The sequence below is a fragment of the Bdellovibrio sp. GT3 genome (assembly GCF_037996765.1).
GTDB lineage: Bacteria > Bdellovibrionota > Bdellovibrionia > Bdellovibrionales > Bdellovibrionaceae > Bdellovibrio.
In genome coordinates this window covers 574,643-591,498 of record NZ_JBBNAD010000004.1, presented here as the reverse complement: position 1 = coordinate 591,498, position 16,856 = coordinate 574,643, and the positions used below count along the sequence as shown (strand labels likewise).

The following is a 16,856-nucleotide window of genomic DNA, read 5'->3' as shown; positions in this document are numbered from 1 at the left end:
CGCTCTTGCTAAACTCCCCTCATGTTTCAAAATGAGACGCCTCGTGGTGCTAAATTTTTAATCATTCGCTTTTCAGCGTTTGGCGATGTCGTACAGACATTGAGCGTGGCTTCTGCGTTAGCTAATGCGTTTCCCGGGGCCGAAGTTCAATGGATTACCCGTAAGGACATGGCTCCGTTACTGCGCAATCATCCCCACATTCACAAGGTGTGGGAGTTTAATCGCAAAGCTGGAATGCTGGGTTTGATTAAACTTGTCTGGTCCATGCGCGGTGAAAACTTCACTCATATTTATGATGCACACAACAATAGTCGCTCACGCGTCATTGCGATGATCCTGCGCCCTCTGGGGTTTTTAGGAATTGGTCCCAAGTTCATTCGCAGATCCATCCGTCGCTGGAAAAGATTTTTGCTGTTTAAATTTCGCATCAATAAGTTTGAACAACCCTTCAATGGCCAACGCGATTTACTGGAGCCCCTGGCTCCTTGGGGTGTATCCAAGATAGCACCTCCAGCTCCGCAGATTTTCCCAAGCTCTGAGGTCATTGAAAAAGCTCGCGGCATCCTGGGAGATGAATACGCGGGAGCTGTTTCCTTGGCACCTTCGGCAGCTTATTTTTTAAAACGCTGGCCCAAAGATTATTGGAAACAGTTGATCGCTCTGATGCCTGGGCAAAAATTTATTTTGCTCGGCGGACCTGAGGATTCTTTTATCGAAGACATCCACGCCATCGCTCCAGAACGCGTAATGAATCTTGCGGGCAAAACTTCTTTGCAAGTGAGTTCAGCTGTTGTGGGCTTGTCGCGAGTTGTGATCAGCAATGACACGGGTCTTTTGCATGTGGCAGAGCAACTGGGTAAACGCACGATCGCATTGATGGGACCGGCTCCCTTTGGATTTCCGTCTCGTCCCACCACTAAAATCATGGAGCTGGAACTCTCCTGCCGTCCTTGCAGCAAGCACGGCCAGGGACCTTGTGTGAACAAGGAAAAATTCCATAAATGTCTGGTCGACATCACCCCTGAACAAGTGGCTGAACAACTTCGACGCATCCTTGAGGAAACGATATGAGCCTGTTGGTTTTTTGGCTGTATAAATTCATTCTGGTTCCCTTGGCGTGGATCATTCTTCAGGTACTGCGCCCTTTCATCAGCGGCAAAATGCGCGAGATGATCGAGGACAAAAATAAAAGCTTTTATAAAATGACCCACACCGGAACAGAAAAACTGATTCCCCTGCATCGCCCACTGTGGATCCACGCGGCCAGTGGTGAGATTGAATACGCGCGTCCCGTGATCCGCGAATTCAAAAAAATGCACCCGGACATTCCGGTGATTGTCACTTACTCCTCCCCGTCTGCCAAAAAAATTCTGGAAAGCATGCACGACATCGACATGTGGGCCGCTCTTCCTTGGGATTTTGATTTTTTGATTTCTGCCTTTATTGCCAAATGGAATCCGCGGGCACTTTTATTTTCCCGCACGGATGTGTGGCCGGTGCTGGCTCGCACCGCCAGAAAAAAGCGCCTGACGACCGGTTTGTTTTCAGCGACTTTTGCGGATAACTCCTCACGCCTCAAAGGGCTTTCCAAATTTCTTACAAAGTACGCGATGAACCAACTGGAAGAGATTCATTGTGTTTCTGAAGAGGATCGTCAGAACTTGTATCGTCTGGGAATTAAAACCCGCATTGAAGTCAGTGGCGACACTCGCTTTGATCAGGTTTTCCATCGCCTGGAGAACCCAAAACAATTGAAAAATGAACTTATGCCTTCGACGGATGAGTTTGTATTTATTGCGGGTTCCACCTGGCCCGAGGACGAAGCTGTTTTGGTGCCAGCTCTGGCTAAAATGAAGCGTGATAATTTGAAGATTATCCTCGCCCCCCATGAAACTACGACTGAACATCTGGAAAAATTGGAAAAACAATTCAGCGATGCCGGCCTTCCGTATGTGCTTTATTCCAAATCCAATCAATGGCCCGTGGGCAGTATTTTATTGATCGATAAAGTGGGCATCCTGGCTGAGTTGTACACTTGGGCAGATATCGCATTTATCGGCGGCAGCTTTAAAAAACAAGTGCACTCCGTGATGGAAGCCCTGGCTGCAGGACTTCCCGTCCTGGTGGGACCTCATCATCAGAACAATCGCGAAGCCTTGTTTTACCAAAAACGCAATTTCTCCTCGGGCATGATCGTGCAAGTCGTTCATTCCGACGATGACATCGTGGTCCTGATGGATCGCATGCGCAAACGCTCCTTCGCTTTCCCCCACATCAAAGAAGAAATCCGCTCTGAAATTGGCAAAAACAAGAACTCCACTCAGCGCGTGATCAATAGCTTCTTTTAGTGCTTGCTCCACGCTTTGCCATGTCCGTTTCAGCCATATCGATCCTTAAAGTAAAAAGCATATTTTCATCAACGCAATCTCCACCGCCAAATGGCGGTGGCTGATTCAGAACTAAGTTGGCATTCAGTAAATCTACTTCCAAGTTCAAAAACCAGCTTCCGGCCCATTAATTACCCATCAGTCGAATTCCAGCTTCATTTCTGTACTTCAATTTGTTGTGACCTGCGCACAGCTGCTGAAGATTCATAACGTCATTTCCACCACCCGCCCAGAGGCTTTGCTTGTGATCAATCTGTACTTTCCATTTACTTTGGCATTTGTGACCCGTGACTGGATCTACAAATTGACAACCACTTTGCGTCGACAACACCCGTTTTTTATCTTTCGCCAATAAAGCTATTCTTTTGTTTGAAAACTTTGTAGCGCCTCCGGCGGTCTCGAAAATTGACTTAGCTTTTTTAGCGGACAACTGCGATTTACCGGGTCCATATATCTCACTAGAACCTGTCTTTTGCTTAATTACTTTACCAGCCAAGAACTCTAGAAATAACCCCATATCCTGATTCGGCAATGAGTGTGAAAGCAACTCCTGTGCGCGTTTGATTTTATCAAATGCCTCTTTCGTAAGAGTCATCTCCACCCGCACGCTTTCATCGGCCTGAACTTTAAGGCTTTGCGAATTCAGCACTGGCAATTCAAAAAACTCTGCCATCATGTGCTGGGTTTGCGCGTGACTTTTACTGATCAAACTTTCAATGAGTTCGGCTTTTTCCATCGTTGAAACCCTGATGTCCGGTTTGGATTTAGCCACTTCACGCACTGCTTTCTGGACAACCGAAATCTGACTCAATTTGATTTCGCCAGCTTGTATTTTATCAGCCAACTGCGGCAGCTCGCGAATCAATCGTGCTGCATCGATTCGGCGCTGAGCGCTGCCTTCAGAATATCCAACACCGCGAACTAAATATTCAAACAAACTCCCAAACCCTTGATTCAAGTAACTTCTGCGTGAATCAACCTCTTTAATCGCTTGTAAAACTTCGTGCAGAATCTCGCGCTCCTTTTGGGCTAGGACTTTGATTCTTTGATCCAACTCATTAAGACTTAGTGTTTTCAGATTCATCTTTAGTACTCCTTGAAGTTGAAACAACATATCATGGTATTTTTGGCGTTCTATTTTCGAGCAGCGATGGTTTGTTTTAATGTCGTTTTATTCTCTTGAGAATCGTCGCCATTGAACGATCTTGAAATTTATTTTCTATTTTCACTATTAGTGCAATTCACCAGGCAATTGAAGACGTAGCGATTAGAAAATCACGTCAAACAAATTATTCAAATCGGCTGTTACATGTTTTTCATTCCCACTGCCATTTGGCGGTGACTCGAATAGTTTCGCGCGCGACAGACAGACAATAAATTGCATATGAGTGAGTGAGTTTTCCTACAGAATACCTTCGCTACAAACCCGCCATCCCGCCGATGCGAAGCCCTCTCTGGAAACCGTCGGCTGGATGCCTGCTTGGCACCACCTAGAGGTCCTGCTCTAGCTCCCCAAAGTCAGCCGCTGTTGAGCAATTTTTGGCACCCTACGGAATCTCGCATTATTAAACCTCCTATATTTGTTTTAAAGATTACAAAGCGTGCACGGAACTTGAAGGATCAACAGCAAACGGGGTTTTATGAAAAGGTCCGCCTTTACAACAATTTGTCTCATTTTGATACTGGCGACGGATGTCTTCGCTCAAGGCACGTCATCTTTAAACGTATCAGAAAGCTCTGAGAAGTCTCGCTTCTCAGCAGAATGGCGTTTGTCTATGAAGGGTCAGGATGAAAGCGACGATCAAACGCAATCCAAATACGTGGATCTGCGTATGGAAGTTAAATCCAAGTATATTCTTACGAATTCCCTCTATCTTGATATGCAACCAGCTATCCGCCTGATCTCAGGTCAGGCGCAAACTATCGATGGCGCTGACAGCATGAAAAATGCCCTGCTGTTGAATCAGGCGGCGGTGATGTTTAAACCGGTGAGCAGCCTGCAATTCGCAGCTGGTGCCCTGAACCAAAGCTACAATCACACTTCATTGTTGGTGGACTCCATGGCCTTCCCATCGGCGCGCGCTCAGGCACTGGCTCGTATGGGTTCCACAATTACCGGCCTGGTCATTGAAACTGCGATTCCAACGTCCACATCTTTAAGCACAAACACCCAGGAAAAAGAGCCAACTCCGGGTCTTAACACAGCAGCCATTCATGTGAACTATATCCCATCCAAATCTGCATTCTGGAAAAACAGCGTGGGTTACTTTGTATTTAGCAACCTTCCATCATCGGTTGCACAAAGTTCGATGTTATTAGGAAACGAAGTGAACACGATCTCAGACGCTCACTATGAGTTCATCAACGAATATGCCGGCATCGAAGCCAGCACTGAACTGCAAATTCCCGTGGCCACTTTGTTCGATATCACATTGGGCGCTGAATACCTTAAGAATCAAAAGGCTGCAGAAGACGTAAACACAGCCTACAATCTTTCCCTGGGAACCATTGTCCATATGTCGTCTACTCTGGATTTCTCTCTGACCGGCAAGTATTTCTCGGTGGCACCAGAGGCGGCAGTTGCCTACTTCAATGCGGGTGGATACGAAACAAATCGTATCGGTTACCGTGTTGACAGTGTTTTCAGCTTTAAAAAGCATGGATTTAATATCGGTGCTTCTTACAGAGATTCAGAAGTCATGTTCTCAAATACAGTTCAATCACGCGAGAAAACTATCATGATTAAGTTGGAGACCTTCTATGCAAACATCTAAAATGATCTTTGCAAAACTGATCCTGGGCATGAGTCTTATGACGCTGGCAGCATGTAACCTGCCTGCGCCCAAAGACAAAGCTTCCAACACCACTGAAGCTGCAACATTCACGGTTGATAGCATCAAGGGCACCGCTTCTGCAGAACAAACTGCGGGTGTTTTCGCATTGCCGGAATCCAAAGCTTTCAACTTCTCTGTGTGCGTAAAAGATGTGGCTTACAACAGAGTGATCAAAGGTCACAAATTCCTTATCAAAGAAATCAACCAGGAAGTCACTTCCGATACGGCTGGCTGCCTGAATTGGTCTGAAAAAATCAAGTACAACTACCTGGCTGACTCCCAGTACATTCAAATGAATCGCAATATCCAAGGCCTGGGTCTGCAAAAAGGCACTCGTGAAATCGAGCTTGCTATCAACCCATGGTCCCATGGGGAAAATCTTCCGGCAGTGGTTGACCTGCGCAAAGAACAGGTTGATTCCCTGGTAAAAGATGAAAACGCCAAAGAATTGGCCCTTAAAGGCTATGGCACTGACGAGAAAGTTCGTCCACGTAAGTTGTGGATGGAAGACGGTCGTTTGTTCGTGATCGAACAGAAGATGTCGACTCAAGGAGTGACTCTGTCTTTGGAATTCCGTAGTGCGCCGTCGATTCAATTGACTAAAATGAATGGTGAGTTCGTTTTGAAAAACCTGACTGCAGGTTCATTCAAAGCCCGCATGAGCCTGATCCACATTTACACGGAGAAAAACAAGGAAATCCACCGTCGCTTGGGTCAGACTGAAGAGATCCAGGTTAAAATGGAAAACGGCAGCTTGGCGCTTAAGGCACCAATGACGTTGCAAGCGATCCCGACCCGTGGCCAAATCGCGTTTGGATTGGAATTGTCTGCCGTTAATGCACCGGAAGGTCTGACTCCTTTCGAAGGCATTTACATGCTGAATGAATATGACCAAATCAAAGGATCCAATTTCCTAAAAATCGGTTCTCAAGTAGTACAAACCAAAGACTTTAAATTGTCTGAGTACATCAATGCCGAGATGATTCAGGTTTCAAAAGCCAATGCAAACACGATTGATGATGAAACTTATCAAAAACCAAAAATCGAAGTTTCCCAACTGGAATTCAAGTTCATCCGCGTCGGTGAAGAAACAACTTCTATGCGTGAAGCTATCTACAGCGTAAAAGCCTGTGTTAAAAATGGTCTGGATCAAAAGACCACGCGTGCTCACACATTCACAATCAGCAAGTTCCGCCAAAGCGAATCTGAGCCGGAAAAAACTGTCAGCATCAAAACAGACAACAACTCTTGCGTCACTTGGGACGAGAGCATCAAATTCAAATACTTTGACTGCCAGCGCTTCATCAAAGGCTCTGTGAAGATCTCCAACCCAGAACTGGGTATGAGTGAAACTATCGGCATGCTGGTAAACCCTTGGGAAAACTGGGGCCCGATGGCTCGTGATCTTCGCTACGTGGATCCAACTGAAAAATTGGTTTTGGATTGCCGTCAGGAAAACCGTCCTCGCACTCAGGTGATGCTGGATTCTTACTCTTACAACACGGTTTCTTACAACTACTCTGTGGACACGATGTTCAACATGACGGTAACCAAGAAAATCCAGGTTCGCATGGATCCACACTTGTTGGTGTATTCAAGCTTGTCCAATGGTCGTTCCGAAGTTCAAAAACTTCGTGATGGTACTTACTTGTTGAAAATGGCCGTGGTTAAAAACGCTGACTACGACACGAAAAGAACGTTTGTAACGGCATCGCAAAAACTGGTGACGGTTCTTTCCGGTCAAATCAATACGGAAATGAAATTCCAAACTCAGGACCTTCAGGCCCTGGGCAACCGTAACACCATGCTGATTGAGATCTTCCCGGTGGACGAGGCAAAAGTTCAAGTGGGTGCTGACTCTCAATTGACTTTGAAAGACGCAAAAGCATCTTTGGATTCTGCCATCGACACGACAACAGGTCTTGAAACACCTACCTTCATGGGTCCGATTGTTCTGAATGTGGATGAAGCCGGTCGTAACGTGCGCATCGCTGATGCCACAGCGGTTAACAAGTTCCTGCTTGAAGGCCAAGGCGCAAACACTCAGAAAAATGGCATCGCCCAAATCATCGCTCAAGGACAGATTGAACAGTCCCAGCGTATGAAGAATCTGGCGGCAATGGCAAATGCGGCGACTTTTGCTCAGCAAAACAATCTGGATTTGATCAACTTAAAAACAGCTGCTGACAAAAACACTTTAGGTGGCCTGGTTCCAGCTCTTACAGGGCGTGCTCCCCGTTTGCTGACAACCAAGAAGGACCTGATGGCGACGATTGCTTCCGGTAAACTTTCTGGTGAAGTGGCGCAAAAACTTTGTGCTTTCTGGGTGCAAGACTACTTGCCTCGCATGAATAAGGACAAAGGCGGCACGCTGGATCCTCAGACGGCGCAGGTTTTGGCTTCTGATTGCTTTAACGGCGTAAAAAAAGATCCAACAAGATTCTTCCAACTTGAGCGTCGCATGGTTGCAAAACAAGTGATCGGCAGCCGTTACTTGCAAGGCTACAATCAAGGTTTGAGCGTAGGTACAAGCTTCGGTATGAGCCGAGCGCACTCGACTGCAAAAACTCACTCCCACAGTGTTTCCATGAAGGCTGGATTGGGTAAAAAGTTTTTGGATTTGTTCAACGTCGGCGCGGACTATGGTTACACAATCAGCTGGGCAACGACTGATGCTAACGCGACATCCAACGGTGTGGGCGTGAACACGACTCAAACTTTGACCGTTCAACAAAGCAAGATCAAGGTTCGCGTTGCCAAATACGAACAGTGCGTGGTTGTAAACTTGAACCCGGCTCTTTTCGTAAAGGGTCAAAAGAACTGGTATGACTTCAGCCGCTCTGACTATATGAACGTATTGAATCCACGCCTAAGTGAAAACGAAATCGCGGCTTCCGTGACTCGTGGTTTGATGCTTTGTGAAGGTTCGGACCGCACTCTTCCGGTGGATGTGACTGAAGACTACTATATGATTGCTCAGGAAACGTCGAGCGCGCAGATGCAGGACAACGGTGATGCCCGCAATCGTACTTTCTTCCTGGCATTGCGTTCCGCTGCAGACTTCCATAAGTTTGTGACGGCAATCAAGGGCAATACAATCATGCCTCAAACTTCGAGCACTTCTGAAGACGTGATTAAAGATGCAAATCAGGCCTTGATCAAAATCTTCAAACTTGGCTTACCGGCAACTCCGGGCATGTTCAGAAACTAATTCCCAGCACCGCCATTTGGTGGTGCAATCCCCAACTTCCCCTTGGCCCAAGCTAAAACTCGAAAGAGTCTTGGGCCAAACAAGTATTCGCACTCTTCAGCACTGGCCCAGCGATATTCCTGATGCTCGGGCACTCCCAGAACCTTGCTGATTCCCATCACGACTTTTTGATCCGCAGATATTTGCGCCAAAAAATAGCGCGCGACTTTACCCTTGCTATAGGGTTCGGTGTCATAAAAGTTTTTTCCATGAACAAACTGCGGGTCTACCAAACCCGACTCTTCCTGCATTTCGCGAACAGCCGCCTCAAGAGGATCCTCGCCCGGCTCGACTTCCCCTTTGGGAAAATCCCAGTAATTAAAACTGCGCAAAATCAAAAAGCGCACGCCTTGATCAGTGATTTTAAAAGGAACAATACCAGCAGATAAGGTGCGCGGAGGCCGCGTCACTTTAAAGTCTCTTTCAAAAATTCGATGGAGCGATGACCAAACCACGAGAACGACTCCCCGTTCACCACGGCGCCTTCAATACCAAGACCTTTTAAGTCAGAAACTTTTTTTGCAAAAGGAAAGGGCTCTGATGAAAACAGACAAAGAGCATTGGGATGATCTTCAAGTTCAATGACAGGGTATTTTTCGCCTTCCGGAAATTCCACCGGCTTCATACCCAGCTTCTGCAAAACGGAACCAATATAGGTTTCACCACTGACTGCCATCCACGGCTGCTTCCAGATCAGATAAAGAACCTCGGAGTAATTCTGGGAAGGCATCTTCACCCACTCCATAAATCCGGGAACTTTCATGGCATCAAATTTTGCGTTGGGCTTTTCAAGAATATCCAAAACATCGACGGCCATTTCCAGCAACGCCGCATTTTCAAAAAACTCACCCAGCTTTATCAGTTCCTGCTGCAGGGACTCCAGCGAGTGAACATGGGTTGCGAGATATTTCACTGGACATTCCTCCGCCATTTCCAGCGGATTTTCCTCCTGATCCAAAAGAACGATATCAGGTTTCAGATCCATCACCAGGTCCCAGGAAACTTCCTTGGTACCACCGACGATGGGAATGTTTGTGATCATTTTGGCAGGATGAATACAAAAACGCGTGCGGCCGACAACATTGATTCCCGCTCTTAACAATGTCTCTGTCCACGATGGGACCATGCAAACCACACGCATTTTTATCTCCTTAAAAGAAGATTACATGGCTGGTGCTATGTAGTCAAAATCTGGTTCCCACTGATAGAACTCACGACCATATGGCATTCCATGCAACACACCATCCACCATCACATACCCAGAATCGTGGCGATTGTTTGTGGATTGATGCACCCAGTGCAAAATCGCGCCATCTGGAGATGGTTTATAGTGACCCGCCTTTGCGTTGGAAGTGATATAGTCACCACAGGACTCCACTGTTGCGCCCACTCTTAAATTGTCAATTTCGCGAAAGCTGACATTGTAAATCACTTCAATCGTATCGCGAGACCCCTCGCCGATTTTTACCTGAAAATGCTGGTGACTCTTTTTGCCAGGATAAATATTCGTCACTACTCCGTGGATATGGCCACGATTTTTATATTGGTTCTTGGTTTGCTTCTTCCAAAGCAGGATCTGCTCATTGTTGACAGGAAGGACTTGTCCATTTGCGATGCAATCCGGCGCTGCCTCTGTTGCGAATGCGATGGATCCCGACAATACCAGACCCAAAACCGACGCTAAAATCCGTTTCATAATGCACTCCTTTGCATATAAAAATGGTCCGACATTTCTGCGGACAAAGCCAGAAAAGATTCGGCGCTTCATTGTCAGAGTTTTGTTAACCCCGCAGAGCGAAAATAGATTGAAAACTTGATTCTTTCACAGAGGCGGATGACTATGTCCCCTTTGCAAAAGCGAGGTAAAAATGACGCAACTATTCCCAATCCAAGAAAAGCCAGCATTGAGTCCCTACAAAAAGGGCGACGTTCTTGTGTTGTTTGGCGAACTTTTCTCCCGTGGTTATGCCAACGGTTTGGTTGAAGAAGCTGAACGTCGTGGAATGACGATCGTTCGCGCCACTGTCGGCAGACGTGAAAAAGACGGTACTTTGCGCGCATTGAATGCTGAAGAAACAGCCAACATCCCCCAACCTTTCATCAACGTTCCCCTTGAAGCCGGCTTTGACATGGAGCCAGCAGCCAACGGCCAAACTCCTTGTGACCAATTGGCAGGCATCAAATTGGGCGAGTGGGAAAACGCGAAACTGGACTGGAAAGCTATCGACGAATCACAAAAAGCCGGAACCGAGCGTTTTAAAAAGAACACCGAACTTTTCGTAAAAGAACTGGAAAAGCACATCCCAGCGGGTGCGAACGTCCTGTTTGCGCATTTGATGGCTGGCGGCGTTCCCCGCACTAAAATCGTAATGCCGATTTTAAATCGCGTTTGCAAAGGCACGGGCGACCGCCACGTGGGCTCCAAAACTTTGATGGATTCTGAAATCGGTCAGTTCTGCCTACGCAACTTTAAAGAAGTGACGGCTGAAACTTTCAAACACCTGGTCGAAATTTCCACCCCACTTCGTAAAAAATTGGAAGCTTCTGGCAGCCACGTTTCTTACACAGCTTACGGATACCACGGCACAGAGATTTTGATTAAAAACGATTACAAATGGCAGACTTACACGTGTTACTTCCAAGGTTGGGCGAAAATGGCGTTGGAGGACTACTCCACCGCTTTCGCTAAAACTGGCGTTCATTGCTGCGTTTACAACTGCCCGGAGATCTTGACGAACTCGTCTTCAGTTTTCCAAGGAGTTGAAGTATCACTTTATCCTTTGGTTGCAGCTATCCATAAAGACGCCGGAGATAAGAAACACGGCGAACAAGTTTTGAAGCAATGCCAAGAGCTTCTTAAAGACGGCGTGACCTTTGAACAAATCAAAGCCTTCACGGATGAGTATCTGACAAACCCGCTGACTTTGGAGTTTACAAAGTACGAGCAATGGCCTCAACATACTCGTCAGGATCAGATGGAGTACATGTTGAAGTGTTCTGACTATCTATTTGATTTACATAAGGATCAGAAGAATCTGATCACTGCCGTTTTGTCTGAAGTTGTCTTCAAATCATGCGGCTACGTGATGCTTCATGATTCCTGGGAGCCGAAAGCACCGGTTGCTTGGTTGGGCCACGACATCGTCGCGCGTTGCATGTAACATACTTAAAAAGGGGTCACCATGTCCGTTCAGGCGGGAGAAAGCTGGAGTTATCAAAAATATAAATTCCATGGTCTTTCGCTGTCGGGCATCCGCACTGCCATCGCCATGCCGGAACTTTCTTTAAGTTTCGACGTGGCTCAAGGTTACCCTTACCTGCTGAACCTTAAAAAGTTTTTCATCAGCCATGGTCACCTGGACCATGCCGCTGGAATCCCCTACATCATCTCCCAAAAAGCCATGACCTCGCAAAACGCAGGTCATTTTTATATGCCGGGCTCGTTGGTTGAACCGATGACCAAAATCATGCGGGAATGGGAAAAAATCGAGGGTCATCAATATAAGTTTGAATTCATCCCGATCAAAGCCGATGACGAAATCGAACTCAATCAAAATAATTATGTTAAGGTCTTTCCGACCACCCACCGGATTGAATCTTACGGCTTTACGCTATTTGAAACTTCAAAAAAGCTGCGCGCGGACCTTCAGGGACTGAGCCAGGAAGAAATTGTAAACCTGCGCCGTAAGGGTGAGGAAGTGAACGAGATCCATCACTCCCCGGCAGTCAGCTTTACCGGCGACACTCAAATTGAATTTTTGGATTCCCGTCCTTGGATTAAAAAATCCAAAATTCTAATCCTGGAATCCACCTATCTGGACAACAAAAGAACTATCGCGAACGCCCGCGAATGGGGTCACACCCATATCGACGAGATCATCCCGCGCCTGGACGAAATCGAATCTGAACAAATCGTTCTGATTCACATTTCCAGCCGCTACCCAGATCACGAAATCGCCCGCATCCTGAAACACAAAATCCCACTGGAACACCAATCCCGTGTCGTCGTCTTCCCCGGAAGATAAAAAAAAGGCACCCGGAGGTGCCTTTTGCTTTTAGAACAGATCGTTCAGATCCATCCAGATTTTGCGGTTTTTGGACTTTTTGATTTTGAAATGATCCGTCCACTGTTGAGGAGAGCGCTTGTTCCAGTTTTCTGCCAAATTAGCAGCAAAAATCAAAGGAGCCTGCCCTTGGCCCATTTTATCTTTTGGTGGACGAAGAGCGGTAAGCATCTCTGGCCCATAAAAAGCTGCTGGCATCAAACGATCGCGATCACCCAATTCACCGATGATAACGGCATTATGAACCTGCCCCAGAACCGTGCGAGTCAGCGGTCCAGAAGCCTCATTTTCTCTGGGAGCTCCAGCAGTTCCAACAACAATCATCCCACTGTCGGCTCTTTTATTCAAAGCCTCCAGCAAAGCTTTGCTTTGTTCATTGGATCTTAAATTATAATCAAAAAACACAAAGCTGGTATCAGCCGGAAGATTTGCAATGCGCTCATGCATAGCAGGCTCATCGACCGCACCCTCTGTTGTATACGGAGTGTAGTTTAAAATCTCACAAGACTTGCAATTCGCCGTGGAATCGAAGACCGGCTTCACTTTTAACTCAAAGTCCGCTTGATTCTGCAATCCAAAATAGATCACGCGAGTTTTTGTGGTTGGAACAGAAGCTTGCGCCAAAGCACTCCCCCAACACATTGCACCCAGAAGACTTACTGTCATAACTTTTCTAATAATACTTATTTTGCTTGATGCCATAGATTTCAAGTTTGCCCTCGCCCCTGCTTTGCTGTCGACTTTTTTAATTTATTATTGAACAATGCAGCATATGGATTCATGGAGCGACGTTAAGCTGTTTCATACTGGTGATGAGTTCTTTGCAAGTCTGACTGAAGACATTCAAAATGCTCAAGAAAACATCACCATTGAAAGCTACATCTTTGATATGGACAAGCTGACGGATAACATCCTTCACGAGCTCTCCCATGCAGTTAAGAGAGGCGTTTCCGTAAAACTCATTTTGGACGGCTTTGGATCCTACACTTCGATTCCACAAATTTTAAAATTCTGCCAACATCATGGCATTGAGCTGCGGGTGTTTCATATCCTGCCATATCCCTCATCATGGCTCCGTCGCATGCCCGCATTCGAGATTTTAGGCAAAGCCAGCTGGTGGCGCCGCATGAACCGCCGCAATCACCGTAAAATTGTGATCATCGATGAAAAAACCGCCTATGTCGGCAGTTTGAACTTCACCCAGATTCACTGTGAAAAATACGTCGGCGCCAAAGCCTGGAGAGACACGGGCGCCAGAATGCAGGGACCAGCGGTCAAACAACTCGTCACAGCCACCCAGATCACCTATCTGCGCACTATTTATAAAGGCATTTTATCCTGGATCAGCCGCAGGAGAATTCCGCAAACCCCTCTCAACTCGGCGGTTCAACTGAATACGACGCAAAAAATGCGCAAACATCTTTATCGCGACATACTTCGCCGTATTTCACACGCAAAAACCCGCGTCTATATCACTACGGCCTACTTTCTGCCGAAACGTTCCCTACTGCGAGTTTTGATTCGCGCCAAAGAGCGCGGCGTGGACATTAAGCTTCTGATCCCGGAAAAATCAGACCTCCCATTTTCTCAATGGGCCGCTTTTTTTCTGGTTCGCTTCCTGATCGAGAAGAAAATCCCGGTCTTTGAGTATCAGAAGTCTATTTTGCACGCCAAAACCATGGTGATTGATGATGATGTCTACGTGGGCTCGTTTAACTTGAATTACCGCAGCCTGTTTCACGATTTGGAAGTGATCGCTCACTTCAGGGACTCTCACACTCTTGGCAACATGCTCACTCAGTGGGAAACGGACCTGGGTCACTCAAAAAACATTACCGCGCGAAGCTCCTCGTGGCTCACCCGAGTCCTTGCCAAAATCGCTTTTCGACTGCGCTACATGCTGTGATTTTTTGCTTTGACCTAAGGCTCTGTTGTATCCGATCCTAGTTTTATGAAACAGTACGTAAAAATCGTTATTACCGGCGGCCCCTCAGGCGGCAAAACCACATTGATTGAAGCTTTGAAAAAAGAGTTGGGACAGAAATGCGCCATCGTCCCTGAAGCAGCCAGCATCCTGTACCGTGGTGGATTCCCCCGCTACAAGGAAGCCCAAGGTATCATCAACGCTCAGCGGGCAATTTATTTCACTCAAAAAGAACTTGAAGACATGATCTGCAAGGTCAGTCAAAAACCTCTGATCGTTTGTGATCGCGGCTCTGTGGATGCACTTGCATATTGGCCTTCTGAGCCCAGCCACTTTTTTGACAGCATTCAATCCGACAAAACCGCAGAGTTTTCCCGTTACGATTGGGTTCTGCACCTGGACACTGCCGACATGGATGACTACGACACTTCCAATCCAATTCGCACGGAAACATTCCCAGAGGCAGCCAATCTGAACGCCAAAATCATGGAAGCCTGGGAGGGTCACCCGCGCCGTATCGTGATCGGTCACAACCGGGATTTTCTTTCGAAAATGACCACGGCCCTTTCCGTTATCAATGCAATCATGACTCATAAAAGTGCCGATGAAATTAACAAGGAGCTTTTGAAGTGAAAAAGTACAGTGTCTTGTTTTTAGCTCTTATCGCAAGCTCGATCTCCCATGCGGATGCCCGCAAACCAATGCTTTTTCAAGCCAGTAAAAACAACCTGCAGGTTTTACCGCAACGTTTTGAATACACTCTGGTCGATGAAGACCGCCTTAAAGTCGGCGATATTTTGATCGATTCAACTAAAGTCACCTTCGACCTTCAGGCTCCCACCAAGAACGATGCTCCTTACAAAGTGCGATTCACGTGGCCCGCGGACCTTTTAAAAGATGGCGAGTTGGCGATCAAAAACAATGCGGGTAAAGCCATCTTCACGACACGTCTGGATCAGGAGAACGTCAAGCTCTCCAAAAACGAACGTGGCGAGGAAAATCTTCGCTCGGATCTGGCAAGTCTGACGGTTGAACTGAAAGACTCCAAAATCGTTGAAGACATGAAGTACCTGCCATTCATGACTTTTTGTATTTATCGCCAAGGTGAAGACACTCAAACTTATCTGTGCTCAAAAGAGCTTTATCTGACTTCAGCAAAAGGCCAACTTGAAGTCCTTCCGCGCTCTTCTTCAAAAAAGGCCGCGCAGGTTGAAATCAACGGCAAAGTGGTCGGCAATCAAGGGATCATTTATCTGAATGACCGCTCTGAGAGCGTTTCTTTTAAAGCCCTGACTCAGTCAGGCGCCTTCCTGGAAATCGAAACACGTATGAATGAAGTGGATTTCAAGGATGCGGTTCAGACGGAAAATGGTCAACGCATTGTCATTACCGCAGCCGGTGCAGATCCCGCAGATGGCAGTAAAGCACGTCGCCTTTCCGATGGAAGCTGGCAAACTGTTCTAAATAAAGAACGCCCTATCATTTACCTTAAAGGCGACGGCGATATTCCAATGCGCCAGGAATTTTATGTGCGTGGAGCAATTCCACCGGCAACAATCCGGCCTTCATTGGCATCAGCCTCTGTGACTAAAACCTACTCTTCCAATGTACAACTGGAAGGTGCAGTTCCTGCGGGCGTCACGGTTTCTGGCGACGGCTCTGATAAAGATGCCCTTTTTCAAAGTGAAGGCAGCAAATTCCGCTGGAACCTGAGCAATCTGCCAGCAGGCAAAAGCACTCGTCACTACCTTCAGGTGCAAAGTGGTGAAAATGCATTCATGGCGGGATTCGACATCGAACGCGGCAATCCATTCTCAGGATGGTTGGGCGCTCGCTACCAAACACCTTCTGGCATTGCCTTCGGAACCTTGGGTTTTGAATGGTGGTTTGAAAACTTCCTGGGTATTAACAGCTCAGCAACTCGCCTTCATTGGGGTCTTGCGATCAGCCGTGATCAACACTTAACAACGAATGCTGATTATCCAGAAGTGGACCTGACAACGGCTGAACTGTTCTGGCGCGCAACTCCGGGCTTCCATCTGATCGACGAGACTTGGGGCCTCAGCATCCCGATGCAAATGGTTCAGGGCAAGGATGGCAGCTCCATGGCATACGGCTTGGGAGTGTTTGTGCAAAACAAACCCACGGCGGCTTGGTTGAAAAAAGCCATGGAGTGGTCTGAGCTTAAGCTTCAATATTACCTAAGTGGCTCTGGCAGCGACTTCAAAGTCAGCAGTGCCTACCGAGTTGAAGGCAACGGCTACTACCCGATCAAAAAGGATTTCTATCTTAAATATGGCTTGGGGCTGACGGATTACAAATACGATCCCGCTGCTCCGAAAGAAGAAATGCAAATCGAACTTAACGGTATGGCATTCTGGAAATTCTAATGAAAAA

General features: G+C 46.9%; 14 protein-coding genes. 9 read left to right on the top strand and 5 right to left on the bottom strand.

Annotated features, from left to right (window positions below; genetic code table 11):
* The first annotated feature begins 21 nt into the window (after positions 1-21).
* Positions 22-1,071, top strand: coding sequence for a glycosyltransferase family 9 protein (locus AAAA73_RS04465; protein WP_340596975.1), 1,050 nt, complete (start codon positions 22-24; stop codon positions 1,069-1,071).
* Positions 1,068-2,348: a 3-deoxy-D-manno-octulosonic acid transferase gene (locus AAAA73_RS04460; RefSeq protein WP_340596974.1), complete on the top strand. Its 1,281-nt coding sequence runs from the start codon at positions 1,068-1,070 to the stop codon at positions 2,346-2,348. The genes AAAA73_RS04465 and AAAA73_RS04460 overlap by 4 nt, the downstream gene beginning before the upstream one ends.
* A gap of 166 nt (positions 2,349-2,514) precedes the next feature.
* Here the strand turns inward: AAAA73_RS04460 and AAAA73_RS04455 are convergent, their stop codons facing one another.
* Positions 2,515-3,471 carry an HNH endonuclease gene (locus AAAA73_RS04455; RefSeq protein ID WP_340596973.1) on the bottom strand — a complete coding sequence of 319 codons (957 nt, stop codon included), beginning with the start codon at positions 3,469-3,471 and terminating at the stop codon, positions 2,515-2,517.
* A gap of 556 nt (positions 3,472-4,027) precedes the next feature.
* On the opposite strand from AAAA73_RS04455, the gene AAAA73_RS04450 reads away from it, so the two are divergent.
* Together AAAA73_RS04450 and AAAA73_RS04445 are read left to right on the top strand one after the other, a co-directional pair.
* Positions 4,028-5,161 (top strand): hypothetical protein, encoded by a 1,134-nt coding sequence (locus tag AAAA73_RS04450; protein WP_340596972.1) that lies wholly within the window; start codon positions 4,028-4,030, stop codon positions 5,159-5,161.
* A complete protein-coding gene (locus tag AAAA73_RS04445) occupies positions 5,148-8,432 on the top strand; it encodes a hypothetical protein (protein WP_340596971.1) in 3,285 nt (1,094 codons plus the stop codon). Before AAAA73_RS04450 ends, AAAA73_RS04445 begins: the two co-directional genes overlap by 14 nt.
* Here AAAA73_RS04445 and AAAA73_RS04440 read toward each other — a convergent pair.
* From AAAA73_RS04440 to AAAA73_RS04430, 3 genes are read right to left on the bottom strand one after another with little or no spacing between them, the layout of a single operon-like run.
* Positions 8,429-8,881 (bottom strand): bis(5'-nucleosyl)-tetraphosphatase, encoded by a 453-nt coding sequence (locus AAAA73_RS04440; protein ID WP_340596970.1) that lies wholly within the window; start codon positions 8,879-8,881, stop codon positions 8,429-8,431. The genes AAAA73_RS04445 and AAAA73_RS04440 overlap by 4 nt on opposite strands.
* A complete protein-coding gene (locus tag AAAA73_RS04435) occupies positions 8,878-9,612 on the bottom strand; it encodes a helical backbone metal receptor (RefSeq protein WP_340596969.1) in 735 nt (244 codons plus the stop codon). Before AAAA73_RS04435 ends, AAAA73_RS04440 begins: the two co-directional genes overlap by 4 nt.
* 21 nt (positions 9,613-9,633) lie before the next feature.
* Positions 9,634-10,167 (bottom strand): DUF3465 domain-containing protein, encoded by a 534-nt coding sequence (locus AAAA73_RS04430; RefSeq protein WP_340596968.1) that lies wholly within the window; start codon positions 10,165-10,167, stop codon positions 9,634-9,636.
* 172 nt (positions 10,168-10,339) lie between these two features.
* Between AAAA73_RS04430 and AAAA73_RS04425 the strand changes: the two genes are divergently transcribed.
* Positions 10,340-11,632, top strand: a complete 1,293-nt coding sequence (locus AAAA73_RS04425; RefSeq protein ID WP_340596967.1) for an enoyl ACP reductase FabMG family protein — start codon at positions 10,340-10,342, stop codon at positions 11,630-11,632.
* 21 nt (positions 11,633-11,653) lie between these two features.
* Positions 11,654-12,496 (top strand): MBL fold metallo-hydrolase, encoded by an 843-nt coding sequence (locus AAAA73_RS04420; RefSeq protein WP_340596966.1) that lies wholly within the window; start codon positions 11,654-11,656, stop codon positions 12,494-12,496.
* A 30-nt stretch (positions 12,497-12,526) separates the two neighbouring features.
* Here AAAA73_RS04420 and AAAA73_RS04415 read toward each other — a convergent pair whose 3' ends face one another.
* Complete coding sequence (locus AAAA73_RS04415) at positions 12,527-13,201, bottom strand: hypothetical protein (protein ID WP_340596965.1); 675 nt, start codon at positions 13,199-13,201, stop codon at positions 12,527-12,529.
* Between the two features lie 106 nt (positions 13,202-13,307).
* Between AAAA73_RS04415 and AAAA73_RS04410 the strand changes: the two genes are divergently transcribed.
* The 3 genes from AAAA73_RS04410 to AAAA73_RS04400 are packed head-to-tail and all read left to right on the top strand — an operon-like array spanning position 13,308 to position 16,849.
* The gene (locus AAAA73_RS04410) at positions 13,308-14,441 is read left to right on the top strand and encodes a phospholipase D-like domain-containing protein (protein WP_340596964.1); all 1,134 of its coding nucleotides are present in this window, start codon (positions 13,308-13,310) and stop codon (positions 14,439-14,441) included.
* A 45-nt stretch (positions 14,442-14,486) separates the two neighbouring features.
* Entirely contained in the window at positions 14,487-15,092 is a 606-nt protein-coding gene (locus AAAA73_RS04405; protein ID WP_340596963.1) for an ATP/GTP-binding protein, read from the top strand.
* Complete coding sequence (locus AAAA73_RS04400) at positions 15,089-16,849, top strand: hypothetical protein (protein ID WP_340596962.1); 1,761 nt, start codon at positions 15,089-15,091, stop codon at positions 16,847-16,849. The genes AAAA73_RS04405 and AAAA73_RS04400 overlap by 4 nt, the downstream gene beginning before the upstream one ends.
* The last annotated feature ends 7 nt before the right edge of the window (positions 16,850-16,856 follow it).